The sequence below is a fragment of the Streptomyces guryensis genome (assembly GCF_021261325.1).
In the GTDB taxonomy this organism is placed as follows: Bacteria; Actinomycetota; Actinomycetes; order Streptomycetales; family Streptomycetaceae; genus Streptomyces; species Streptomyces guryensis.
Genome location: NZ_JAJSBI010000055.1, coordinates 1 through 24,357 on the forward strand (window position 1 = coordinate 1; position 24,357 = coordinate 24,357).

General features: G+C 69.4%; 16 protein-coding genes and 2 pseudogenes. 12 read left to right on the forward strand and 6 right to left on the reverse strand.

The window, feature by feature from the left end; translation table 11 throughout:
- The 3 genes and pseudogenes from LJ657_RS47300 to LJ657_RS47315 all read right to left on the reverse strand — a co-directional run.
- A partial coding sequence (locus LJ657_RS47300; RefSeq protein WP_232655948.1) for a transposase occupies positions 1-162 on the reverse strand: 162 nt, incomplete at its 3' end.
- A gap of 57 nt (positions 163-219) precedes the next feature.
- Positions 220-1,776: pseudogene (locus LJ657_RS48850) on the reverse strand (reverse transcriptase/maturase family protein); the annotation flags it as partial.
- A 533-nt stretch (positions 1,777-2,309) separates the two neighbouring features.
- Positions 2,310-2,568, reverse strand: a pseudogene (locus LJ657_RS47315) (DDE-type integrase/transposase/recombinase); the annotation flags it as partial.
- Positions 2,569-2,991: 423 nt separating this feature from the next.
- Here LJ657_RS47315 and LJ657_RS47320 point away from each other — a divergent pair.
- The 4 genes from LJ657_RS47320 (at position 2,992) to LJ657_RS47335 (ending at position 5,941) form a co-directional block, all read left to right on the forward strand.
- Entirely contained in the window at positions 2,992-3,546 is a 555-nt protein-coding gene (locus tag LJ657_RS47320; protein ID WP_232655949.1) for a transposase, read from the forward strand.
- 283 nt (positions 3,547-3,829) lie between these two features.
- On the forward strand, positions 3,830-4,453 hold the full coding sequence (locus LJ657_RS47325) for a TetR/AcrR family transcriptional regulator (RefSeq protein ID WP_232655929.1): 624 nt from the start codon (positions 3,830-3,832) through the stop codon (positions 4,451-4,453).
- A gap of 79 nt (positions 4,454-4,532) precedes the next feature.
- On the forward strand, positions 4,533-5,234 hold the full coding sequence (gene rnhB, locus LJ657_RS47330) for a ribonuclease HII (protein WP_232655931.1): 702 nt from the start codon (positions 4,533-4,535) through the stop codon (positions 5,232-5,234).
- A gap of 68 nt (positions 5,235-5,302) precedes the next feature.
- On the forward strand, positions 5,303-5,941 hold the full coding sequence (locus LJ657_RS47335; RefSeq protein ID WP_232655932.1) for a hypothetical protein: 639 nt from the start codon (positions 5,303-5,305) through the stop codon (positions 5,939-5,941).
- 346 nt (positions 5,942-6,287) lie between these two features.
- Here LJ657_RS47335 and LJ657_RS47340 read toward each other — a convergent pair whose 3' ends face one another.
- The gene (locus LJ657_RS47340) at positions 6,288-6,923 is read right to left on the reverse strand and encodes a hypothetical protein (protein ID WP_232655934.1); all 636 of its coding nucleotides are present in this window, start codon (positions 6,921-6,923) and stop codon (positions 6,288-6,290) included.
- Between the two features lie 310 nt (positions 6,924-7,233).
- Positions 7,234-9,399 (reverse strand): RecQ family ATP-dependent DNA helicase, encoded by a 2,166-nt coding sequence (locus LJ657_RS47345; protein WP_232655937.1) that lies wholly within the window; start codon positions 9,397-9,399, stop codon positions 7,234-7,236.
- 186 nt (positions 9,400-9,585) lie between these two features.
- Between LJ657_RS47345 and LJ657_RS47350 the strand changes: the two genes are divergently transcribed.
- The 7 genes from LJ657_RS47350 (at position 9,586) to LJ657_RS47380 (ending at position 21,073) form a co-directional block, all read left to right on the forward strand.
- Positions 9,586-11,301, forward strand: coding sequence for a DUF4192 domain-containing protein (locus tag LJ657_RS47350; RefSeq protein ID WP_232655938.1), 1,716 nt, complete (start codon positions 9,586-9,588; stop codon positions 11,299-11,301).
- An 850-nt stretch (positions 11,302-12,151) separates the two neighbouring features.
- Positions 12,152-14,071, forward strand: coding sequence for a glycogen debranching N-terminal domain-containing protein (locus LJ657_RS47355; protein ID WP_232655939.1), 1,920 nt, complete (start codon positions 12,152-12,154; stop codon positions 14,069-14,071).
- 129 nt (positions 14,072-14,200) lie between these two features.
- Positions 14,201-14,959 (forward strand): NUDIX hydrolase, encoded by a 759-nt coding sequence (locus LJ657_RS47360; protein ID WP_232655940.1) that lies wholly within the window; start codon positions 14,201-14,203, stop codon positions 14,957-14,959.
- 89 nt (positions 14,960-15,048) lie between these two features.
- Positions 15,049-17,079 carry an ABC transporter ATP-binding protein gene (locus LJ657_RS47365; RefSeq protein WP_232655942.1) on the forward strand — a complete coding sequence of 677 codons (2,031 nt, stop codon included), beginning with the start codon at positions 15,049-15,051 and terminating at the stop codon, positions 17,077-17,079.
- 161 nt (positions 17,080-17,240) lie between these two features.
- On the forward strand, positions 17,241-18,128 hold the full coding sequence (locus LJ657_RS47370) for a FadR/GntR family transcriptional regulator (RefSeq protein ID WP_232655943.1): 888 nt from the start codon (positions 17,241-17,243) through the stop codon (positions 18,126-18,128).
- A gap of 426 nt (positions 18,129-18,554) precedes the next feature.
- Positions 18,555-20,084, forward strand: a complete 1,530-nt coding sequence (locus LJ657_RS47375; protein ID WP_308117158.1) for an RNA polymerase sigma factor — start codon at positions 18,555-18,557, stop codon at positions 20,082-20,084.
- A gap of 140 nt (positions 20,085-20,224) precedes the next feature.
- A complete protein-coding gene (locus LJ657_RS47380; RefSeq protein ID WP_232655945.1) occupies positions 20,225-21,073 on the forward strand; it encodes a serine protease in 849 nt (282 codons plus the stop codon).
- 114 nt (positions 21,074-21,187) lie between these two features.
- On the opposite strand, the gene LJ657_RS47385 is transcribed toward LJ657_RS47380, so the two are convergent.
- Positions 21,188-21,418: a DUF7455 domain-containing protein gene (locus LJ657_RS47385; RefSeq protein WP_057611313.1), complete on the reverse strand. Its 231-nt coding sequence runs from the start codon at positions 21,416-21,418 to the stop codon at positions 21,188-21,190.
- 442 nt (positions 21,419-21,860) lie between these two features.
- Here LJ657_RS47385 and LJ657_RS47390 point away from each other — a divergent pair, with 442 nt between their 5' ends.
- Positions 21,861-23,984 (forward strand): DNA gyrase/topoisomerase IV subunit B, encoded by a 2,124-nt coding sequence (locus LJ657_RS47390; protein ID WP_232655946.1) that lies wholly within the window; start codon positions 21,861-21,863, stop codon positions 23,982-23,984.
- Positions 23,985-24,357 lie beyond the last annotated feature (373 nt).

A 24,357-nucleotide genomic window follows, 5' to 3' on the forward strand; every position in this document is an offset into this window, starting at 1 on the left:
GCTCTCACCTCGGCGGGCCCGCTCGGCCCGCACCCAGTTGCGTAGCGTCTCCCGGCTGATCCCCAGGTCCTTGCCGATGCCCTCGAAGGTATGGCTCGGGTCCGACAGGTACAGCGCGACAGCGTCCGCCTTGAACTCGGGCGAGTAGACCTTCATCACCATAAAAGATGCCTCCTACCCGGCCCTCACCGGGGCCGGGATCAGAGGTGTCCACCACTCGGGGACAGGTCCCATCAACTCCGCCGTCTTCTGCCGCTTGAGAGGAATTCCCCCGAAACGGGCGACCAGTTCTCTCCTGCTGTCTCGCGCCAAGGTGGCCTCGAAGCACGTGCGGGGCCCGTGCGGCGTCGCGATCTTGGCCTTGAAACGGGCCGTCATCTTCGTCACCGACGAGCCGTGCTTTCTTGCCAGGGTCTTGAGCATGGAGGTCTCCATGACCCAGCGCAGCCGGTGAAGTCGTTGGACATCACTGGCCAGGAAATAGTACTGGACGATGCCCCGGTACTCGATCCCATATTTGCCCACGATGACATAGTCGGTCTCGTTGACGAGAGGGTTTCGGCACGCGGGTTTTCCGCGCGACAAGTACGGGGCGCTCTTGGCCTTGACCACAGAGGCAGGCACATGCAGGACGACCGCTCCGCATACTGACCGGCGATTTCGCCGGTCGCTTGCCGACGGCCGTCTTGTTTTCTGATTCATGCTTGCTACTGAGATCTCGTAGCCGAGGAACTTCGCCCTCTTGGTACGGGCATGAGTGATCAGCGTCTTCTCCTGCGACAGTTCCAGCTTGAGATCGTCACCCAGGAACTTCGCGATCCGCTGTTTCACTTCCTAGGCTTCGGCCTTCGGCCCGACAAACCCGAGCAAGGTGTCATCGCAATACCGCACGTAGCGCAGTCTCCGGTAGTTCGGATCATTCGGATCCTGGCTCGGGAGACTGTGCAGCCTCCGATAGAGTGATCGCACTTCAGCACGGTCACCTCGCCGGCGGGCGCGTACGATCGCTTGCTCCACCTTTCGGTACTCCGGATTGCGCGCTCGGAGCTTCGCTCGGGTGTATTCAGGGATCAGGGTTTTCTCGACGAACTCGTCCAGCTTGTGCAGGTAAATATTGGAGATCACGGGGGAAACGACGCCGCCCTGCGGAGCCCCGCTGAGTGTCGCGTTCCAGACCCAGTCCTCCAGGTATCCGGCCTTGAGCATGTTGCGCACCAGCCGCAGGAACCGCTGGTCATGGATCTTCTCGCCCAGCAGCTGGAGCGTGACCTCATGGTCGAGGCTCCCGAAGCAGTCGGCGATGTCGCCCTCAATAAACCAGGTTGTTCCGGTCCAGGTGTTGGCCACCTCCCGCAGTGCGGTGTGGCACCCTTTTCCTGGCCGGAATCCGTGGGAGCGGTCGGAGAAGGCAGGCTCGTAGTAAGCCTCCAAGAGGAGACGTATCACTTCACCTACTAATTTATCCGTCCAAGTTGGCAGACCTAGAGGCCGAGTCTTTCCGTTCTGTTTCTTCGGGATATGAACTCGCCTCACCGGGCGGAATCGATAACGCTCGTGGCGCATCGCATCGATGATGCGGTCGATCTTCCGCACGGACATGCCGTCCACGGTTTCCTGCGTGACCCCAGGCGTCATCGCACCCTTGTTGGCATAAATGCGCCCGTAGGCCAGCAGATACAACTGCGGGTTGAACAGCTGTCGATACAGTTCCTCACACGGCAGGCCGCGTCTGCCGCGCTCACGCAGGACACCCAGCACCGTCTCGGCGCTCTGCATTTCGCATACCTCCCGACTTTGGGCGTCCGATCACCTGGGGCCCTTCGCCCGAATGCAGACGGCTTTCCCGTCCTCCCTGGCCGGTCGTTACTCCGGCGACTACTATGGCCCCTCCGTCGCCATGGGGCTCGCGCCCGTTAGGCGATCCCACGTTCGTCCCTGTCGTACGTAATAGCGTGACGTAGGCGCCCCACTCATCTCCTTAAATGCCCTCACTAGGCATCGCTCCTTGTCCCGGAAGTTGCTTGGCCTTCTTTCACAGCGACCGCAGGACCGGCACCGGTTTCAGACGTCTTTCCGGTGGATGCGAACTTCCATCTCCTGGAGATTGGGATTCAGGCAATTCAGCTTTCGCCATATCACGCGGGTCCCCCAGAGCACCGTCCCTGACGTCTGGACCCGGCCTCTGGTTGGCTGGCATGCTACGGTCCCCTTCACCTTTCGGATCCAGGTAAGCCATCAGACCCAGGAATATCCCTCCGAATTCCTCCCGGCTATACCGGGGATACGACCGGGCGCCTCGTGGCGCACTTGAAGCGTTCGACCTTGCCGTTGGTCTGGGGCCGGTAGGGCCGGGTTCGCTTGTGGGTGATCGCGGCTTCCGCCAGGGCATCGCGCCAGTCGCGTGAGCGGTAGCAGGAGCCGTTGTCGGTCAGGACGCGCTCGACGGTGATCCCTGCCTGGACGAAGAAGGTGTGGGCCCCGTTTCCAGAAGCCGGTGGCTGTCTCCTTCTTCTCGTCGGTGTGGATCTCTGCTCGGGCAAACAGCCCTGTCACGCTGGAAGCCCGGTGTGCGGTTGCAGCCAGATCGATGCGGAAGGGATCGAGCAGGAGGTGTGGCGGCGCATTAGCAAACTCCTCAAGAACCCGGAGGCGTTGATGGAGCTGGCCCAGGAATGGGCCGATGCCACGCTGGGCGCCCGAAGCGGACAGGCCGACCGTATCGAGGAACTCGATGCACAGATCGCGGTGCAGGAGAAGGCGATCGCAACGGTGATGTCCGTGACGGCCATCCAGGCCGCGCAGCAAGGGCTCGAACAAGAGGCCGCAACCCAGCTCGTGACCCAAACCACCGGCCCCATGAATACCGAACTCGGCCAGCTGCGCAAGCTCCGCGAGGAAGCCGCCGCATGGCAGCGCGAGAACGAAGCCGCCGAGCGCCGAGCCAGGGACCTTCGTGCCCTCGCCGAACGAGCTCGTACTCAGATGCCGTCCATGAATGATGAGGATCGGGCGGACGTCATCGATCTCATCGACGTCAAAGTGACGCTCCAGAGCCCTGTCCCCGTACGCATAGGACGCTCCAGCTGCGCTGTCGGCGTGTGGTTCAAAGAGCGCGGTCTGCTCATTCCGGTCGAGGTTCTCGATGCGGCGTGGGCGATCATCCAGCCGCTTGTGACGAAGACCGGCCGGGGGTCGGGCAAGTCCACCGACCTACCGGTCCGTGATGCCGTCGAGGCGATCCTGTGGAAAGCGCGGATGGCGAAGACATGGAACGAGGCCGCTGCACGTATGACTTACGGCGTGGGCAAGCCCCTCATGAGCCGCTGGACCCGTTGGAGCGCGGACGGCACGTGCGAGCGCGTGGCGGAGGCGCTGGTGGAGGTTCAGGGATTCAGACGGTTCCGGTGCCCGAACCATCGAAAGGGCCGCCGTTGCCTGAGATGCTGGTCGAGGGCGTGGTCGAGCCCCGCTTGTTCCTCACGGACGATGACGACGACGTGGACGGTGAAACGCGCGATGGAACGGTCGCGTCGAGTACCACCATGAGTTGGCAGACCGCGATGGCTGCGAGCGCAATGCCGGGATGCCCGTCCCAGCGGGCCGCACCTGGCTTCTGTTCCTTGATCAACTGAGAGGCTGTCACTATGGGCCCCCCGCAAATGCGTTAGTGAACGTTCGCGTTCACTGTCGCGTCAACCGTAGTGAGTCCCCAATAGTGAACGCAAGCGTTCACTTAAATTGGTGTCGCGTGGCGAATCCCCCGTTGCTGCCGCGTGGTGCGCGCCCAACCCCGAAAATCCCGCTCCCCCTGTTCGCTGGAGATACCCAGATGGTCACTTCGCGCTGGACGGCCGCCCCCGCTCGGGCGGCCTCCCCCCGTCGGCGCGGCGCCGTACTCGAACGCGCGATCCTCGATGCCGCCCTGGAGCAGCTCAGCACGGTCGGCTGGAACGGCCTCACCATGGAGGGCGTCGCCGCCGGTGCTCAGACCGGCAAGGCCGCCGTCTATCGACGCTGGCCCTCCAAGGAGGACCTCGTCGCTGACGCCCTGCAGGCCGGACTGCCGCGCATAGAGGAGGCGCCCGACCTGGGCAGCGTGCGTGAAGATCTGCTCGCGCTGTGCCGGCAGGCGCGCGAGGCGATGTTCTCGCGGCCCGGTTTCGCGGTCCGCTCCGTGATTCACGAATGCGATCCGATTCAGGTGGAGCGCTTCCATGGCGTGATCTTCGACGGGATAGTGGAGCCCACCGTCAAGCTGCTCCGTGAGGTCGTCACCCGTGGAATAGAGCGGAACGAGGTGCGACCCGACGCGGCCAACAGCTATGTCTTCGATGCCATTCCGGCCATGATGATGTACCGCTCCAAGATGCGCGCAAGCGAATGGGGTGATCGTGATCTCGAGGAGATGATCGACCAGTTGATGGTTCCGCTGTTGCGGCCGAGCGGCGGCTGAGTGCCGGGCGCCGCGGTGGTGAAGAGGGGAGGGGGCGGGGTGTCCCCAGGTGATCGGCGGGGCGTAGGCTAAGGGTGCCATGCCGTATGAACCACCTACTCACACCGTCGAGCGCTCCCTTCGCGCCACGACCGGAGCGAAGATCATTGCCGGTGTCGACGAGGTGGGGCGCGGTGCGTGGGCCGGCCCCGTCACCGTCTGTGCGGCGGTCACGGGACTGCGTCGGCCTCCCGAGGGCCTCACCGACTCCAAGCTGCTCACCGTCAAGCGACGCACCGTGCTTGCCGTGGAACTGCGGAAGTGGGTGACCTCGTACGCGTTGGGGCACGCCTCGCCGGAGGAGATCGACGAGCTGGGTATGACCGCGGCACTGCGCCTGGCGGCGGTGCGTGCCCTGGAGACTCTGCCGGTCCGCCCCGACGCGGTGATCCTCGACGGCAAGCACGACTATCTCGGATCGCCCTGGCGGGTCCGTACGGTCATCAAGGGGGACCAGTCGTGTGTGGCGGTCGCGGCGGCCTCGGTGATCGCCAAGGTTCAGCGCGACAAAATGATGGCCGAACTGGGTATCGACCATGCAGACTTCGGTTTTGCGGACAACGCTGGGTATCCGTCGCCCGTGCACAAGGCCGCGCTGGCGGAGCGGGGGCCCACCCCGTTCCACCGGTTGTCGTGGGCGTATCTTGATGCGCTGCCCCAGTGGCGACATCTCAAGAAGGCCCGCAGTTGGGCGGACGGAGGCGTTCCGGGGATCGAGGGTCAGCTCGGCTTCGATTTCTGACGATTCCGCTCGCACTCATGTGCCACCCGCCGACGCGAGCCGCACCAATGTTTGATAAATATCAACCCATGCCTCTCATTCCCGAGGAGCCTCAGATTCACGAGAGCGCCCAGGGTCCCCGCGCCACGCCGGCCAGCGGCCGCACCGCGCCGACCCCCCGTCCCGTACCCGGTCCCCGTCCCGCGGCTCCGCCGCGGCCCGGCCGTCCTGGTCCGCTCCGGCCCACGCCGCCTGTGCAGCGCACTTCGCATGACGTGGCCGTGGCCAAGCCCGGACCTTCGGTCCCGGCTGCCCCTGCTGCCGTCACCGCTTCGGCCGCCCCGCAGATCCAGCTGATCCCGGCTTCGGCGGAGGGCGCGCTCGACGCCGCCGAGGAAGCCGTGGACCTGCTTCTGGACTCGGGTCGTGCCCCCGGCGACGTACTGGTGATCACCACCGGTGAACAGCATCCGTGGGCCGCCCACGAGCTGTCCTTCGGTGAAGCCCCCTACTGGGCGCAGCACGACGCGGGCGACGACGTCTTCTACACGGACGCCACTGCCGCCCCTCGCGCAGCCTCGCGCCCCGTGGTCGTGGTTGCCGTCAACGGCGGCCCCGAAGCAGCGGCCGCCGCCGTCCTGCCGCTGGCCCTGACCCGGGCCGGAGCCCTGCTGATCGTCTGCGGCGACCCGCAGCAGATCAACTCGGTGCTGGGCGCGGGCGTCTGAGCCTGTTCCGGTACGTCCACGAGGACGCGGGAGCGACGACGACGCCCCTGTGGCGGCATCGGCACAGCGGGCGTTGCGGCGTGCGCAGATACCGCCGGGATGCCCGATGCGCGACTGCTTCCGCCTGATTCAGCGATGTGTGACGAGGCCGTCAGGGCGTCGGCCCGCCGTGGCGGGCGCCCGTGATCCGCGCCGCGTAGGTGTCCCAAAGCATGCGGTGGTGGCTGCTCGGAGTGCCGTCGGGCAGCCCTGACCGTCCCGTGCCAATCTCCTCGTTCGGTACGCCGTCGAAGGGGGGCGTACGAGGGGAGCGCGGCGGCCGGTCGGGCGTGGCCCGTCCGTGTTCTCAGCGGGCCGCAGCGCGGCGCAGGACCTCAGAGGCGGCACCACCGGTGCGTGGCAGCGGAGGCGGCGCCTCGGACATGCCCAAGGACTCCGGTGAGGAGTCCGCGTTGGGGCGGCGCCCGCTGCGGCCCTCGCCCAGCACCTGCCAGCCGTCCCGGGTCAGCGTGATGTACGCCCCGCAGCGCAGTCCGTGCAATGTGCACGCGTCACGCAGACCCCACATCCATGCGCCGTCCTCCTCGGTCCAACGCGCGTCGCCCTCGCGGCAGTAGAGCAGCACCGCGGTGCGCACCGGTGTGCGGCGCCGCAGGTCGTGCGGGATGACCCGGCGAAGCTGCGCAAGCAGCGTGTTGCGGAACATCCAGCCGTCGGCCGGAGCCGGACGGCGGGTGAACGAGGCGCTCGCGCAAAGGCGTTCGTCCGGGTCGAGGACGGCCACCACTGCTGTCGCGTGCCTTGGCTGATGCCGGGAATGGAGTCCGCTCACGACCTCTCGGGGGTTGCGCAGCAGGGGAATTCCGGCGGCGGCCCACTCGGCGGGTTCGAGCATGCGGGTGAGAGGGTTGGCGGATGCGGCGGACAGGTCGGCAGACGTCGACGTGGATGCCGCCGAGGACGGAGCGAATCCGAAGGTCACGGTCCTCCCTTCGGCTACGCGCCCACACTGCGGGCGGGGTCTTGTTCAGGGGAGCGCACGCCGCAGCAGAGCCCTACCGGACCACGGACGAGCCGTGCGGGGAGCGGACTTCAATTCTTCCTGTCGAACTTGGATGCGGCAACGAGCAATTGGGGCCACTGACCGAAAGGCGGCGGTCTGCGGTTTATATCCCTACCCAGTGCGTTGCGTCACGACGCATGAGCCGACAGTTCGCCCGGAGTTGGTCCACCGTTGGGCGGAGGGGGCTCAAGGCAGGCATCCCGAGCGGGCGTGCGGTGCTGCGCCGCGGTCAGCTCTGGACGGCCAGGACGAGTGGCAACACCCCCTGCGCACCGGCTCGTCGGAGCATTCGGGCCGCGACCGCGAGCGTCCAGCCGGTCTCGGTGAAGTCGTCCACGAGGAGGACCGGGCCCGCGGCCTCGGCGAGGGCGGAAGCGAGGGCGGGCGGCACGGTCAGCGTGCCGGCCAGTGCCTTCAGACGCTGTGCGCTGTTGCTGCGGGAGATTTGGGGCGCGTCGCTCGTGTACTCGACGGAGCCGAGCAACGGCAGCCTGCCGACCTCCGCGATGCGCGCGCCCAGGGAGCTGATCAACTGGGGGCGGGTGCGCGAGGAGACGGTGACGACACCCGCCGGGCGTGGCTGCGAGTCAGCCGCTCCCGAGGCCCATCCACCAGGCCCCTTCGCCCAGTCGGCGAGCACGCCCACAACGGCCTTCGTCACGTCTTCCGGCACGGGGCCGTCGGGGGCGTGCGGCGCCAGCATCGGCCGCAGCCGGTTGCCCCAGCCGATGTCCGACAGGCGGCCCAACGCCCGCCCGGGTGCGGCCTGTTCACCGATCGGGATGCGTCCCTTGAGCTCGACGCCGATCGCAGGCAGGCCGGTCGGCCACATACGGCGTGGCTCCACCTCGACGCCTGCCCGACCGAGATCGTCGCGTGCCGCGTCCAGTGCGGTCGTGGACATGTCCGTGGTGAACCGCGCCCCGGCGCAGTTGTCGCAGCGGCCGCAGGGCTTGGCGCCCTCGTCGTCCAGTTGGCGTTGCAGGAACTCCATGCGGCAGTCGGCTGTCGAGGAGTACTCGCGCATCGCCTGTTGCTCGGTCCTGCGCTGCCGCGCGACCCAGTCGTAACGCTCCGCCTCGTACGTCCACGGTTGCCCGGTTGCGATCCAGCCGCCCTTGACCCGCTTCACCGCTCCGTCCACGTCGAGAACCTTGAGCATGGTCTCCAGGCGGGAGCGGCGCAGCTCCACCAAGGGCTCCAGGGCGGGCAGTGACAAGGCCCTGTCCGCCCGCGCGATGACGTCGAGAGTGCGGCGTACCAGGTCTTCCGGCGGGAAGGCGAGCGACGCGAAGTACTCCCAGATCGCCTCGTCCTCCTTCCCCGGCAGCAGGAGCACCTCGGCGTGCTCGACGCCGCGCCCGGCGCGGCCCACCTGCTGGTAGTAGGCGATGGGCGAGGACGGCGAGCCGAGGTGCACCACGAATCCGAGGTCAGGTTTGTCGAACCCCATGCCCAGCGCGGAGGTCGCGACCAGGGCCTTCACCCTGTTGGCGAGGAGGTCGTCCTCGGCCTGCTGCCGGTCGGCGTTCTCGGTCTTGCCGGTGTAGGCGGCGACCGTGTGGCCGCGGTGCCGCAGGAAGGCAGTGACCTCCTCGGCGGCGGCCACGGTGAGGGTGTAGATGATCCCGGAACCCGGCAGCTCGCCCAGGTGGTCGGCGAGCCAGGCCATACGGTGTGCGGCGTCGGGCAGCCGCAGCACGCTCAGACTCAGGCTCTCCCGGTCCAACGGGCCCCGCAGCACCAGGGCGTCCGACGAGCCCCCGGTGCCGAGCTGTTCGGCGACGTCGGCGGTCACGCGTGCGTTGGCGGTGGCAGTGGTCGCGAGCACCGGCACGCCCGGCGGCAGATCGCTGAGCATGGTACGCAGCCGCCGGTAGTCCGGGCGGAAGTCATGCCCCCAGTCGGAGATGCAGTGAGCCTCGTCCACCACGAGGAGTCCGGTGGCGGCGGCGAGCCTGGGCAGCACCTGATCCCGGAAATCCGGGTTGTTGAGGCGCTCCGGACTGACCAGCAGGACGTCGACCTCACCGGCGGCGATCTCGTCCTGAACGGTGTCCCACTCCTCGGTGTTCGAGGAGTTGATCGTCCGTGCATGGATGCCCGCCCGAGCAGCGGCCTCGACCTGGTTGCGCATCAGCGCGAGCAGCGGGGAGACGATGACCGTGGGTCCACTGCCCCGGGCCCGCAGCAGCGACGTCGCCACGAAGTAGACCGCGGACTTGCCCCAGCCCGTGCGCTGCACGACGAGCGCCCGGCGTCTGTCGGCGACCAGCGCCTCGATCGCCCGCCACTGGTCCTCGCGCAGCCGGGCCCGGCCCGTGGCGTCCCCGACGAGGCGGGCGAGGACCGCGTCGGCGGCCGCCCGGAGTTCCGCGTTGCTCGTGTGCTCCATGCATCCCATGAAACAGGACGGCACTGACAAGCCGGACCACGCCCGTGGAGGAGAGGGCGGGGGGAGGCACCCGCCGCCGTCGGGCATCGGGCAAGTCGCACCCGCCGAACATCGACTTGACGTGTCCCTGGTCTGACTTATCCACAGGGCAAACCGGAATATCGGGATCCGCGAGATCGTCTGCGCATGACGAACCACGGCGAAACCACTGGATCCCCCGAAAACGGCAAGGCCGCCGGACGCGACGGCACCGAGCCCCACGACGGACACGGCGAACCCGCGCGACGGGGCAAGCGCATCGGCCCGGCCGCTTCGGACGACCACGGCCGACGCGACGCGTACGGCACGCACGGTGCACAGGACGCGCACGACGAGCGCCCGGGCCGCCCGGACCACGTCGACTGCACCGCCTACGAGAGTCACGGCCCCGAACACCAGGTCACGCTGCGCACCCCGGCCGAACTGGCCGATGCCCTCCCTTATCTGTTGGGCTACCGGCCGGAGGAAAGCATCGTTCTGGTCGCCCTGCACGACAGGGACGGCCGCGGCCGTTTCGGCGGCCGTGCCCGGCTCGGCATTCCCACGAGTGCCGACGACTGGGCTTCGGTGGCCCAGCAGTTGGCTCACGGGCTGGTCACGGGCAGTGAGCGCAGGGGAGCCCGGCCCGAACAGATGGTCGCCTATCTCTGCCAGGAACCCGCGAAGGGCGAGTCGGGTCGGCAGGTCATGGAGCGGTTGCGCCCGCTCGCCCAGAAACTGCGCGTCGAGTGCGGTCAGCTCGATGTGCCGGTGATCGAGGCGCTGTGCATCTCGGACGGCCGCTTCTGGTCGTACTGCTGCGGGAACGAGGCGTGCTGCCCGCCCGAGGGCCTCCCCATGGGCCTGCCCGGCACCTCCGTGCTGGCCGCCGCTGCCACCTACGCAGGCATGCAGGTACGCGGCACTCTGCGCGAACTGCGGGCCAGGCTGCTGCCCTGGGAGACCGCGGCCGCTCTGGAGCAGGAGAGCGCCCTGGACGGCGCGAGCATGACCCTGGTCCCCAGGATCCTCGACGGCGCCGGCCGCGACGGTGTCGCACAGGAGACGCTGGAACTGTCCGCGCGGATCATGCGCCGACTGGCCGGCGCACCGCCCGTGTCCGGCATGCGCACGGCGGATCTGCGCGATGACGAGCTGCTCGCGCACGACGAAGCGGCGAGGCTGATTCTCGGCCTGCAGGACCGCGCGACCCGAGACTGCGCGGCCGAGTGGATGGAGGGCGAGGAGGCCACGCTCGCACTCCGCCTCTGGCGGGCCCTGGCCCGCCGGTGCGTCGGACCCTACGGCGAACACGCTGCGGCACCGCTGACGCTGGCCGGTTGGGTCGCTTGGTCCACGGGTGACGACCTGGAGGCCCGGGAAGCCCTCGCCATGGCGCTCGGCGCGGATCCCGGCTACCTCTTCGCCCGCCTGCTGCACCAGGCATGCAACGAGGGGCTGGACCCGGAGTCGATCCGCCGCTGCCTGCGCGCGGAGCGACAGGACCGCGGGGGGACGGTCGTCCAGCAGCGGCAGGGCAGGGAGGAAACCGCAGAGCCGACGGCCGGGGCCATCGAGTCGGAGCGGGCGCCGGAATCAGTGTCGGAGTCGGGATCCGTCTCGGAGGACGCATCCCGTCCGCGGCGCCGGGTCCGTTCCAGCAGCACGGTCCGCAGCCGTTCCCGCTCGGCGAGGACAGAAGGCCGGGGGAGCGGTACGAGTGTCCCTCGCCCGCGGACATCAGTGGCGGGCGGCACCCATCCCGGCTCCGGACGAACGGGCCGTACGCGCCCGCGTACCCCCGGCAAGGGTGTCGCGCGCCGCGGCGAACAGTGCCCGGAAGGCTTGCGGCCGGGAAGCGACGGCACAGAGGGGGAGGCATGAGGAAACGCTTGGCGAGTACTGGTCGGTGCGGCCGGATCGACGGCAGTCGTGGGGCGAGCCGCGCGCGGCAAAGGGAAGTCGTCGGCGGTGATCAAGGTCGCCACCGTTCGGCCGGGCAGGGCGGCCGCGGGCGTGACCCGGAGGACCGCTCTTCCGTTCACCTGAGTGGCGGAACGCCCGGATGGGCCGGCCGCCATACAGTCCACGTCCGTCCGGATCCCCCACCCGGCGCCGCACACGCCCGAGGTGCACCGAGCGCAGAAGAAGCCGCCCCATGCCTCAGCCGACTCCGCCCTCCGCCACCGGCGATGCCCCTTCCGCAAGCCGGTCCACGCTGCCTCCCGGGCCGGGCGCCCGCCCGCCTGCACCCGCGGACCGTGCCGCCCGGCGCGAGCCCTGGTCCGAGGCCGACGCCGCACGTGTCTCCCCGCCCGGCGGGCAGGACTGGTGCCCGCCTGCGCCGACGGACCGAGCCGGGCCGACAACCGGGGTGGTCCATCAGGAACGGCCCCCTGGCAGCCCGACCGCCCAGGGCCGCACTGCCGTTCACCCGCACGACCCCAGGCCCTTTGCACTCGAGCCGACCGAGCGGAGCCACCCTGTGTCCCAGCCAACGCGTCAGGACCAACTCCCAGCCGGGGCGGCCGACCCGGGGCAGCCCTCCGACCCGCTCACAGGCCGACGAAGCTCACTGCCGCCACCCGCAGGGCAGGGCCGGGCCCTGCCCTCACCCGCAGGCCAGACACCCCGCTCGTCGGCCTCCCCGCCTCCAGGAGCGGCCCCGCCGACCCGAGCGGCTTCGCTCCCGGCACCCCTCCGGGCCGTCGAACTGCCCTCCACCCACACCGCCATGATCTGCGTCGCCCTCCCGGCACTCGCCATCTCCTCGGAGCACGGGCAGATGACGGGGCAGGGGCTGGAAGGGTTCTACCGGTCGGGCCGGCGCGTGCTCTCCCGTTGCCAGGTCCGCGTGGCCGGGCGCGAACCGCTGGCGGTGCAAGGCCGAATGACCTCGGCCGACCGGGCCCGGTTCGTGGGCACGCTGCGCGCCTCGCCGCATTCCGGCCCGGACCCGGACGTCGTCGTCGAGCGCATTCGCCATGCGGACGGGACGGAGCGCATCACCTTGCACAGCGCGGCCCGGCGCCCCCTGCGTGTGCCGCTGGAAGTCGCCCTCGGTACGGACCTGGCCGACCTGGGCGCCATCGCGTCCGGCACCGCTGGGCCCGAACTGCCCGCCAGCGTGCACGGATCGGGCCTGCGCTGGTCGTGCGCCACCGGGAACTCGTCGGTCACGGCAGATCCGCCGCCCGCGGACGCCCTGGCCTCCGCCGGGTTGCTGCGCTGGGAATTCGTGCTGCCCCCCGGCGGCAGCACAAGCGTGGAGCTGCGGATACGGCTGGACGGGGCGGGACCTGTCCGGGCCGTGAGCCGTACTGCCACGAGCCCTCTCGCCGCCGCTCGGGCGGCCGGTGACGACCCCAGGGTCCAGCCGTTGCTGCGGACCAGCGTCGAGGATCTCCAAGCCCTCCTGCTGCGCGACCCCGAGCACCCTTCCGACATCCATCTCGCGGCAGGTGCCCCCTGGCGCTGCGGTCCGGCCCCTGCCGAGGCACTGGCCGCGGCACGGATGACGCTGCCCCTCGGTACCCGGCTCGCCGCAGGCACGCTGCGTTTCCTCGCCCGCACCCAACTCCGGGGCGTGGGGCCGCAGTCCGGCATGATCCCCGGGCCACGACGGGACGCGGGCATCCATCTGCCCCCGGGTTGCACCGGCACGGAAGCCACGCTGCTCTTCCCCTCGCTCCTCGCGGAGGCCCGTCGCTGGGGCCTTCCCGAGGCCGAGACGGAGGAACTGCTGCCGACGGCCGAGCGCTGTCTGGCCTGGCTGCGGACGACCGTGGGCGACGGCACCTACCTGTGCGACCCGCACCCCGGCGGTCCCGTCCGCTGCGAGACGCAGGCCCACGCCCACCGTGCCGCCCTGCTCGGTGCCGATCTGCTCGATGCCTGCGGGAGACCGGGCGGCACCGAGTTGCGGCACTGGGCCCAGGCGCTGCGTGCGGCGTTCAGGCAGGACTTCTGGATCGACGACCGGGGCGGCGGCAGGCCTGCCGCCGCCCGCGCCCCCGACGGCACCCCGGTGCCGCACCTGGGCGCCGCCGCCGCTCATCTCCTCGACACCGGCCTGCTCGGCGGTGGCGAGCCGGCCCCTGGGCTGCTCGACAAGGTGCAGACCGAACAGCTCGCCCGCCTGCTCGGCGGCCTCGGTATGGACTCGGGCTGGGGGCTGCGCGGACTCGGCGCGAAGGAAGCCGGATACAACCCGTTCGGCCACCGCAGCGGTGCTGTGAGGGTCCACGAGACGGCGATCGCCGTCGCAGGCCTGGCCACCGCAGGCTACGAGAAGGAGGCGGGTTCACTGCTGAGGGGCGCCCTGGCGGCGGCCGAGAGCTTCGGGCACCGGCTGCCCGAGATGTATGCGGGGGAGCAGCGCACCGACGGGAGCGCTCCACTCCCGCACCCGGCGGCCTGTCGTCCCGCCGCCACCGCGGCGGCTTCGGGCGTGCTGCTGCTGGTGACTCTCGCGGGTGTCCGACCGGACGCTCCGGCCGGGACGGTCACACTGCGGCCCATGCACAGTGCACCGCTCGGAGAGATCGTCCTGCGGGGACTGCAGATCGCCGGGGCCCCCTTCTCTGTAAGGGTCAGCCGACTCGGCCTCGCCATGGTCGAGGAGGCGGCCGACGGACTGCAATTGGGAGTGTGACCTCGGACGACGTACACCGCACAGGTCCGCAACCAGGGGATGAGGCTCATACCGGACCGAAGTGGATCAGCCATCGAAGCGGCCAACGAAGGGAGTGTTTATCGTCAGGCAGACGACTATGATCGCCGCATGCCCTACGACCCGTCAGCATTTCCGCCCTTCGCCGTCACCGTGGACCTGGTCGTGCTGACCGTGCGCCGTCATGCCCTGTGCGCGCTGGCGGTACGCAGGGGCGAACCCCCGTTCCAGGGGCGCTGGGCGCTCCCGGGCGGCTTCGTACGGGCCGACGAGGATCTGGCGCAGGCAGCCGCACGAGAGCTGGCCGAGGAGACCGGGCTGCGCACCCACAACCCGGCCGTTCCCGCCCAGGACAACGGTGCCCACCTGGAGCAGCTCGCGACCTACGGAGACCCCAAGCGGGACCCGCGGATGCGCGTGGTCAGCGTCGCCCACCTGGCACTCGCCCCCGACCTGCCCGCCCCCCGAGCGGGCGGCGACGCCAGCAATGCGCGCTGGGCGGCGGTCGAGGAACTGCTGCAGCAGGGCGGTTACGGGCGTGACGGCGAACCGGTGGCGCCACTCGCCTTCGACCACGCCCAGATCCTGTCCGACGGCGTGGAGCGCGCCCGCTCCAAGATCGAGTACTCGTCTCTCGCCACGGCCTTCTGCCCCACCGAGTTCACCGTCGGCGAGCTGCGCCGGGTCTACGAGGCGGTGTGGGGAGTTGCGCTCGACCCGCGCAACTTCCACCGCAAGGTGACGGGCACACCGGGCTTTCTCGTCCCCACCGGTGGGACCACCACACGCCAGGGCGGCCGCCCCGCCCAGTTGTTCCGGGCCGGCGGCGCCACACTGCTCAACCCCCCGATGCTGCGCCCCGAAGTGTGATGGCAGAGTTCCGGGCAGACCGGTAACGGCCTGCAGAGCGGGCCACGCTATACCCGAAAAATCGGACATAGCGCGCTATCTTGCTTCGGGTGATCCAGGCCTACGGATTGACCAGCAATCCCCGCAAGGAGCTTCCGCCCGCCGTCGACGACGTCTCCTTCGACGTACGCGCAGGCCGCGTCACCGCGCTGCTCGGCGCGCCGGGGGCGGGCAAGACGACCGCACTCAAACTCATGCTCGAACTCCAACAGGGCCGTGGCATCACTTACTTCAAGGGCCGCCCCTTGCACCGCATCGCCCACCCGGGGCGCGAAGTCGGCGTGCTCCTGGGTGATGTACCGGGACACCCGGCCCGCACCGTCCGCGGCCATCTCCGCATGCTGTGCGCCGCCGCAGGAGTCCCCGCCCGCCGCGCCGACGAGGTCCTCGAGGTGGTCGGCCTCGCCAGCCTGCGCGACGAACGCCTCGGCACCCTCTCGCGCGGCATGGACCGCCGCCTCGGCCTGGCCTGCGCCCTGCTGCCCGACCCGCACACGCTCGTACTCGACGAACCCGCCGGCGGTCTCTCCCCTCGCGAGGCGCGCTGGCTGTACGGCATGCTGCACGCGCACGCCGCCCAGGGCGGTACGGTCCTGCTCACCACGGCAGACCCCAAGGAGGCCGCGCGCAGCGCCGACCGGGTCGTCACCCTGAAGCAGGGCAGGCTCGTGGCCGACCAGGACGCCGAGGACTTCGCCCGCACCCGGCTGCGCCCGCGCGTCGCCGTCCGCAGCCCACATGTCGTGCGCCTCGCCGCCCTGCTCACCAAGGAGGCCCGCACCGCGCAGCGCTCCGTCGAAGTCGTACACGAGGGCGGCAACCGGCTCTCCGTGTACGGCAGTAGTTGCGCCGACATCGGAGAGACCGCGTTCCGGCACGGCATCCTCGTACACCAATTGGCCGACGAGATCGGGGACATGGGACCCGGAGCTGTGGAACTCCCCGCAGGGGAGACGGAATCCGCCGTCGAGCCGTCGGCGCCTGCCGAGCCGCGCGCGGCGGACGGGGCCCCGGAGCCCGGCGAGGCGCGGCACTGCTCGGCGCCTGCAGCCGCACCCGAGGCGTCCTGGCCGGGAGGCGTCGAACCGAATTCCCCGAGTCCGGCTGATGCGTCCCGCGAGGCGCACCCCGAACCGCGATCCCCCGCTCCGGCCGACGCGCCCGGTGGCGTCGGCGCGCCGAAGTCACCCGTCGGCGCACCTGAGTCACGCGTGTCGTCCGGGCCGGCCCGGACGCCGGCCCTGCGGCCGACTGAAGCCGGTGCCCCCGACAGCCCGCCCTCCCTTCCGCCGCCCATCTCCGTCCGCCCGGCTCGCAGCCCCCTCCGCCCTCTTCGCTACGAAATCCGTCGCGCCGCCGGCATCGGCACGGGGTTCGTCACCGGGGCCGCCGTGCTCGTCGTGTCCGCCGTCGCAGCCGTCGTCCTGGCTCGGATCGGACACACCCCGCAGTCGCGCCTGCTGGCCGCGTGGCCGCGCGAGCTGCCGCTGCCGCCCGCCGCGCTCGGTGCGGGGCTCCTCGGTGCGCTGGCCTTCGGCGACGAGTTCCGCCATCCCGCGCTGGCGGCCGATCGCGGCACCGTGCCCCGCCGGCTGGGGCTGCTCGCCGCAAAGCTCCTCGTCGCCACGGTCACCGCGCTGATGCTGGCCTTCCTCACGGTCGGCTGCGACGCCGAAGCCCTCTACATCGTCTACGGACGGGAGCTCATGCAAGTTCCCGCGGACTGGCTTTCACTGAGCGCGAGTTGGCTCGGACTGGTCGTCGGATGTGCCTGGGCCGGAGTGCTGGCCGCCGGTGTCTTCCGGTCCACCACGGCAGGACTCGCCGCCGTGATCTCCGTACCGGTCCTCGTCGTTCCGCTCGTACAGAAGGCCTTGGCGGGATCGTCCGTGCGGATGGCGGCCGAGCTTCCGCTGCGGTTGCACGAGGTGTTCCTGCTGCAGTGGCCCTTCGGGGGAGAGCGCTATCTGTCGGCGGTGGCGAGGGTGATCGCCCAACCCGTGGGCGGTGCCCTGACGTTGTCGCTCACCGCTCTGCTCTGCGCGTATCTGCTCACCACCCTGCGCAGCAGGGCCCGATGACAACCGTCCGCGCGCTTTCGCCCTACCCTGTGCACAACTCCCTGAGGAAAGCCCATTTCTTTCCGATAAGGCGTCAATTGCGACGGGGTGAGCGATCACCCTTTCGTGTGCTTTTCACCAAAGACCTCAAGGGAGTTGGAGAGGGCGCCGACAAAGGATCCGTGAGTACCCTTGCGCACACCATGATGACCGCCGCCCGCTCCGCCGACTCCGGTCTGGCCGGCCCGGGCGATCTCGACCGCTACCCCTACGCCGAGGCCCACGTGGTCGACCGCGTCGGAGCCCCCGCCTGGGAGAGCGCGGACCCTGAGCTGGGCCGCGTGGGCCGGCGCGCCGCGGGCAGCCGCGGACGCGGGCTGCACGGCCAACTCGTCCAGCAACTGGGCCAGATGATCGTCTCCGGCGATCTGGGCGCCGACCGGCCGCTGGTGCCCGAGGAAATCGGCCAGCGTTTCGAGGTCTCCCGCACCGTCGTCCGTGAGTCGCTCCGGGTCCTGGAGGCCAAGGGCCTGGTCAGCGCCCGCCCGAACGTCGGTACGCGTGTGCGCCCGGTCAGTGACTGGAACCTCCTCGATCCGGACATCATCGAATGGCGCGCTTTCGGGCCGCAGCGCGACGACCAGCGCCGCGAGCTGAGCGAACTGCGCTGGACGATGGAACCGCTCGCCGCCCGCCTCGCCGCCGGGCACGGGCGGGAGGACGTCCAGCAGCGGCTGGCCGACATGGTCGAGATCATGGGCCACGCGATGGGGCAGGGTGACGCCATCACCTTCTCCCGCGCCGATGCCGAGTTCCACTCCCTGCTCATCCAGGTTGCCGGCAACCGCATGCTGGAGCACCTCTCCGGGATCGTCTCGGCCGCCCTCCAGGTCTCTGGTGGCCCGGTGACCGGCTGCGACCGGCCGAACGAGGCGTCGCTGGCGCATCACGGCAGGATCGTCGACGCCCTCGGTGCAGGGGACGGCGCGGCGGCCGAGTCGGCCATGCGTCAATTGCTCACCGTCCACCCCGAGGTGGAGCGCGTGGTGCCCGCGCCGCGCGAACACTGACCGCACCCCGCGGGCGGCGCGGCCGGGAGGTGCCTCCCCCTCCTGGGGCACGGCTCGGCCGCCGGACCGCCTCCGTCGGACCCCGCAGGATCTCCGGGATCCTGCGGGGTCCGACGGCGCCACGGGCCGCGGCGACCTTGGGAAAGCCCCGGTCTCAGCCATGGGTGACCCGATATGTCCATGTCTGATCGCTTTTGAGCGCTTACGGGATGTGACTCGGACCACGCAGATTGGGCGTAACACTCGGGGAAACAGCGCGATGACCTAAGAGGTGACAGCCGAGGAGGGAATACGGACGCCGTTTGCGGCGCTGTGCATCTTCCCGGCCTCGCCCGCGCCGTCGGCCCAATCCCCAAGCCGGCGGTCGGCTCCTGTCCGTCCTGGACGGGGCCGGAAGCCGTTTTCCAACGTTCCGAGAGGTTGTTCGTGTCGGCCAGCACATCCCGTACGCTCCCGCCGGAGATCGCCGAGTCCGTCTCTGTCATGGCTCTCATTGAGCGGGGAAAGGCTGAGGGGCAGATCGCCGGCGACGATGTGCGTCGGGCCTTCGAAGCTGACCAGATTCCGGCCACTCAGTGGAAGAACGTACTGCGCAGCCTCAACCAGATCCTCGAGGAAGAGGGTGTGACGCTGATGGTCAGTGCCGCGGAGCCCAAGCGCACCCGAAAGAGCGTCGCAGCGAAGAGTCCGGCCAAGCGCACCGCCACCAAGACGGTCGCGGCGAAGACGGTGACCGCCAAGAAGGCCACCGCCACCGCCACCCCCGAGGCGCCCGCCGCCGACACATCCGTCGAGGACGACGCCACGCAGGCCGCTGCCAAGAAGGCGGTCGCCAAGAAGGCGGCGCCCGCCAAGAAGACCGTCGCCAAGAAGACGGCGGCCAAGAAGACCGGTGCCAAGAAGGACGACGCCGAGGTCATCGAGGAGGAGGCGCTCGAGGACACCCCCAAGGGCGCCGACGAGCCCGAGGGCGCCGAGAGCGCGGGCTTCGTACTCTCCGACGAGGACGAGGACGACGCGCCGGCCCAGCAGGTCGCCGCGGCCGGTGCCACCGCCGACCCCGTCAAGGACTACCTCAAGCAGATCGGCAAGGTCCCCCTCCTCAACGCCGAGCAGGAGGTCGAGCTCGCCAAGCGCATCGAGGCGGGTCTGTTCGCCGAGGACAAGCTGTCCAACGCCGACAAGCTCGCGCCGAAGCTCAAGCGCGAGCTGGAGATCATCGCCGAGGACGGCCGCCGCGCCAAGAACCACCTCCTGGAGGCCAACCTCCGTCTGGTGGTCTCCCTGGCCAAGCGCTACACCGGCCGCGGCATGCTCTTCCTGGACCTCATCCAGGAGGGCAACCTCGGTCTGATCCGCGCGGTCGAGAAGTTCGACTACACCAAGGGCTACAAGTTCTCCACGTACGCCACCTGGTGGATCCGTCAGGCGATCACCCGCGCCATGGCCGACCAGGCCCGCACCATCCGTATCCCGGTGCACATGGTCGAGGTCATCAACAAGCTCGCGCGCGTGCAGCGCCAGATGCTCCAGGACCTGGGCCGCGAGCCCACCCCGGAGGAGCTGGCCAAGGAACTCGACATGACCCCGGAGAAGGTCATCGAGGTCCAGAAGTACGGCCGCGAGCCCATCTCGCTGCACACCCCGCTGGGCGAGGACGGCGACAGCGAGTTCGGTGACCTCATCGAGGACTCCGAGGCCGTCGTCCCGGCCGACGCGGTCAGCTTCACGCTCCTGCAGGAGCAGCTGCACTCCGTCCTCGACACCCTGTCCGAGCGCGAGGCGGGCGTCGTCTCCATGCGCTTCGGTCTCACCGACGGTCAGCCGAAGACCCTCGACGAGATCGGCAAGGTGTACGGCGTCACGCGCGAGCGCATCCGCCAGATCGAGTCCAAGACCATGTCGAAGCTGCGCCACCCGTCGCGTTCCCAGGTGCTGCGCGACTACCTCGACTAGGTCGCTGTCGTACGACATCGAAGAAGGCCCGGTTCTCCCGCGCGGAGAACCGGGCCTTCTCGTGCTCTCGCGCAGGTGCGGGGTGTGACGGGCTGGATCACTCTGGGTCTCCCACGACCATCCCAGAGTGAGGAGCTCGTATGCGTCGTCCTATTGTCCGGGCGCTGGCCCGGCCGCTGGCCCTGGTGGCCGCGGCGACTGCAATACCGTTGCTTTCCACTGCCTCCGTGGCCGCCGACAGCGTTGTCATAGGGAGTTTCCCGATCGACGTGTCCGAGAGTCCTTGGACGGTGGCCCTGTCCAGCCGTGACCGGTTCGGGGGTACGCGTGCGGGTCAGTTCTGCGGCGGTGTGGCCATCAGTCGTACGAGGGTGCTCACCGCGGCCCATTGCATGGGCGAAGACGTGCTGGGGTCGCCGCCGGAGCGCCTCCATGACCTCAAGGTCATCGCGAACCGTACGGACCTGCTTTCGGACCGGGGCCGGGAGATCGCGGTACGAGACGTCCAGGTGAGCGCGACCTTCGACAGCGACAGCAACGCCGAGGACTTCGCCGTGCTCACCCTCGCCGAACCGCTGCCGCGCACCTCGGTCATCGCGATGGCAGCAGCCGGCGATGCTGCGTACAAGCCGGGCACGAGCGCGACAGTCTCCGGGTGGGGAGACCTCACGGGTGGCGGTGACTACGCACACAGTCTGCGGGCGACACGCGTGCACGTGCTGCCCGACGCCAGGTGCGAGAAGGCGTATCCGGGCAGCGCCGACGGCACCTACCTGGCCAAGAGCATGTTGTGCGCCGGGGAGGCCGGAGGCGGCCACGACGCCTGCCAGGGGGACAGCGGCGGGCCCCTCGTCGCCCAGGGGAAGCTGATCGGGCTCGTGTCCTGGGGGAGCGGCTGTGGTCGGGCGGGCAGTCCCGGCGTCTATACGCGCGTGTCCGAGGCTCTACGCGGGATGGACCGGCGGAGCGGCCACGGCAGGGCCCGCTGAGGGTGCCTGGACGGCATCCGCAGTACGAGCGCGGGCGGCGCGGTCCCTGAAGCAGGGGCCGCGCCGCCCGTACACCGGCCTGTGCCGGAGCTGGCTCGTCGTGTATGCGAGGTGTCAGCGCTCTTCTTCAGAGACGGATGCCGGAACGGACGTCAGCCGCTCCGTCTCGTCCTGTATCTCAGCGGCGATCTTCTTGAGTTCCGGCTCGAACTTGCGGCCGTGGTGGGCGCAGAAGAGCAGTTCTCCGCCGCTGAGCAGGACAACGCGCACGTAGGCCTGCGCGCCACAGCGGTCGCAGCGATCGGCGGCCGTCAGTGGGCTCGCGGGGGTCAGAACAGTAGTCACGTCGCCTCTTCTCTAGCTCGACGAGCTGTCGTACCAGGGTCAACATCCAACCAGCCCTAAAACGTTCCCGCCCCGGGCTTTTCCTCGAAAAAATCTTTCGAGGCCGGCTGTCTGCTGCCGGTTGGCGGCGAATGTGCCGTATTGCGTGTCTGTGTGTCGTACGGGTTCGCGCGGTCTGTCAATGTCTGGTCCTCCCGGCTGGCTTGCCGGTTGTTCATGAGGACGTGCCCGGAGCCTAAATGGTTCATGCCTCGAAGGGAACGTGATATGTACTTCACTCCATCGAGGGATCGAACGTGCATGCGACTCTGGACTAGTCTTAACTCCAGACGAGGGTGGCGTTACAACGGCTCTACCAGGCCTCGGTACCCTCTTGACGGCTACCGAAGCCGTGCCCTTGCCCACGAGGGCCTCACCTGAAATTCAGCGAGGAGCGAACCGCGTGACCGCCGAGACGTCCGTGCCGTCCACAGCTCTGCTGGCAGGAGCAGACCGGGACGGTTCCAACTACACCGCGCGGCACCTGCTCGTCCTCGAGGGGCTCGAGGCCGTGCGCAAGCGCCCGGGTATGTACATCGGGTCGACCGACAGCCGCGGTCTGATGCACTGCCTCTGGGAGATCATCGACAACTCTGTGGACGAGGCCCTCGGGGGCTACTGCGACCACATCGACGTGATCCTCCACGACGACGGTTCCGTGGAGGTCCGGGACAACGGCCGGGGCATCCCGGTCGACGTCGAGCCCAAGACCGGCCTCTCCGGCGTCGAGGTCGTGATGACCAAGCTGCACGCCGGCGGCAAGTTCGGCGGAGGCTCCTACGCCGCCTCCGGTGGTCTGCACGGTGTGGGCGCCTCCGTGGTGAACGCCCTGTCGGCCCGCCTGGACGTCGAGGTGGACCGCGGCGGCCACACCCATGCGATCAGCTTCCGCCGCGGCGCGCCGGGCGCCTTCGCCGCGAATGGCCCCGACGCCAGGTTCGACGCCACCAGCGGGCTGCGCAAGGCCAAACGGATCCCCAAGACCCGTAGCGGCACGCGCGTGCGTTACTGGGCCGACCGCCAGATCTTCCTCAAGGACGCCAAGCTCTCCCTGGAGCACCTGCACCAGCGTGCCCGTCAGACGGCGTTCCTGGTGCCCGGCCTGACCATCGTCGTCCGCGACGAGTTCGGGCTCGGCGAGGGCGGCAGCAAGGGTGAGGAGTCCTTCCGCTTCGACGGTGGCATCAGCGAGTTCTGCGAGTACCTGGCGAGCGACAAGCCGGTCAACGACGTCCTCCGCTTCTCCGGCCAGGGCACCTTCAAGGAGACGGTCCCGGTCCTGGACGACCACGGTCAGATGACGCCCACCGAGGTCACCCGCGAACTCGGCGTCGACGTGGCCATGCGCTGGGGCACCGGCTACGACACGACCCTCAGGTCGTTCGTCAACATCATCGCCACCCCCAAGGGAGGCACTCACGTCGCCGGCTTCGAGCAGGCGGTCACCAAGACGATGAACGAGGTGCTGCGGGCAAAGAAGCTGCTGCGCGTCGCCGAGGACGACATCGTCAAGGACGACGCCCTGGAGGGCCTCACCGCGGTCGTCACCGTCCGCCTCGCCGAGCCCCAGTTCGAGGGCCAGACCAAGGAGGTCCTCGGCACCTCGGCGGCCCGGCGCATCGTGAACACAGTGATCTCCACGGAACTCAAGGCGTTCCTGACCTCCACGAAGCGCGATGCCGCAGCGCAGGCCCGTGTGGTCATGGAGAAGGCCGTCGCCGCCGCCCGGACGCGTATCGCGGCCCGCCAGCACAAGGATGCCCAGCGCCGGAAGACGGCTCTGGAGTCCTCTTCGCTGCCTGCGAAGCTCGCGGACTGCCGCAGTGACGACGTGGACCGCAGCGAGCTGTTCATCGTCGAGGGAGACTCCGCGCTCGGCACGGCCAAGCTGGCGCGGAACTCCGAGTTCCAGGCTCTGCTGCCGATCCGCGGCAAGATCCTCAACGTCCAGAAGTCGTCCGTGACCGACATGCTCAAGAACGCCGAGTGCGGCGCGATCATCCAGGTCATAGGAGCAGGCTCGGGCCGGACGTTCGACATCGACGCGGCACGCTACGGCAAGATCATCATGATGACCGACGCCGATGTGGACGGCTCGCACATCCGGACCCTGCTGCTGACGCTGTTCCACCGGTACATGCGGCCCATGGTCGAGGCGGGCCGGGTGTTCGCAGCGGTGCCGCCGCTGCACCGCATCGAGATCGTCCAGCCGAAGAAGGGCCAGGACAAGTACGTCTACACGTACTCGGACCGCGAACTGCGCGACAAGCTGCTGGAGTTCCAGAGCAAGGGCATCCGTTACAAGGACTCCATCCAGCGCTACAAGGGCCTCGGTGAGATGGACGCCGACCAGCTGGCCGAGACGACGATGGACCCGCGGCACCGCACCCTGCGTCGGATCAACCTCTCCGATCTGGACTCCGCGGAGACGGTCTTCGATCTGCTGATGGGCAACGACGTGGCACCGCGCAAGGAGTTCATCTCCAGCTCGGCGGCGACGCTGGACCGGTCGCGCATCGACGCGTAAGCGCTGCGCTCGGCCTGGGCCGGGGTGGGGCTTGGCGGACGGGGTGCCGGGTGCAGGGTGGCGGCGGGTGTCTCAGGTGTGGCGCGCGCCTCGGCCGGTCAGCCGGTAGACCTGTCGAGGCTCGGGGCTCGGGCTCAGCTGCGTGGGCGGGAGAGGGGTGCCCGCCCACCTGCGTGTGACGGTCTCGGCCGAGACGGCGGGCGGGCTCGCGTCGTGTCTGCCGACCTGGCTCGGCCCGACCGGGGCGGTCGGGGGGGGTGCCTCTATGTCTTTCGTCAAGCGAGGCGTGGGGTTCTGGGTTCGTAGAAGGTGCCGTCGCGGAGCATGGCGAACAGCACGTTGATCCGTTGTCGGGCCAGGCGGAGAAGTGCTT

What these genes read in the sequence shown, in the direction of transcription:
- LJ657_RS47320 (WP_232655949.1), top strand. Translation starts at nt 2,992, where the DNA reads ATGAATGATGAGGATCGGGCGGACGTCATCGATCTCATCGACGTCAAA.
- LJ657_RS47325 (WP_232655929.1), top strand. Translation starts at nt 3,830, where the DNA reads ATGGTCACTTCGCGCTGGACGGCCGCCCCCGCTCGGGCGGCCTCCCCC.
- rnhB (WP_232655931.1), top strand. Translation starts at nt 4,533, where the DNA reads ATGCCGTATGAACCACCTACTCACACCGTCGAGCGCTCCCTTCGCGCC.
- LJ657_RS47335 (WP_232655932.1), top strand. Translation starts at nt 5,303, where the DNA reads ATGCCTCTCATTCCCGAGGAGCCTCAGATTCACGAGAGCGCCCAGGGT.
- LJ657_RS47345 (WP_232655937.1), bottom strand. Translation starts at nt 9,399, where the DNA reads ATGGAGCACACGAGCAACGCGGAACTCCGGGCGGCCGCCGACGCGGTC.
- LJ657_RS47350 (WP_232655938.1), top strand. Translation starts at nt 9,586, where the DNA reads ATGACGAACCACGGCGAAACCACTGGATCCCCCGAAAACGGCAAGGCC.
- LJ657_RS47355 (WP_232655939.1), top strand. Translation starts at nt 12,152, where the DNA reads ATGATCTGCGTCGCCCTCCCGGCACTCGCCATCTCCTCGGAGCACGGG.
- LJ657_RS47360 (WP_232655940.1), top strand. Translation starts at nt 14,201, where the DNA reads ATGCCCTACGACCCGTCAGCATTTCCGCCCTTCGCCGTCACCGTGGAC.
- LJ657_RS47380 (WP_232655945.1), top strand. Translation starts at nt 20,225, where the DNA reads ATGCGTCGTCCTATTGTCCGGGCGCTGGCCCGGCCGCTGGCCCTGGTG.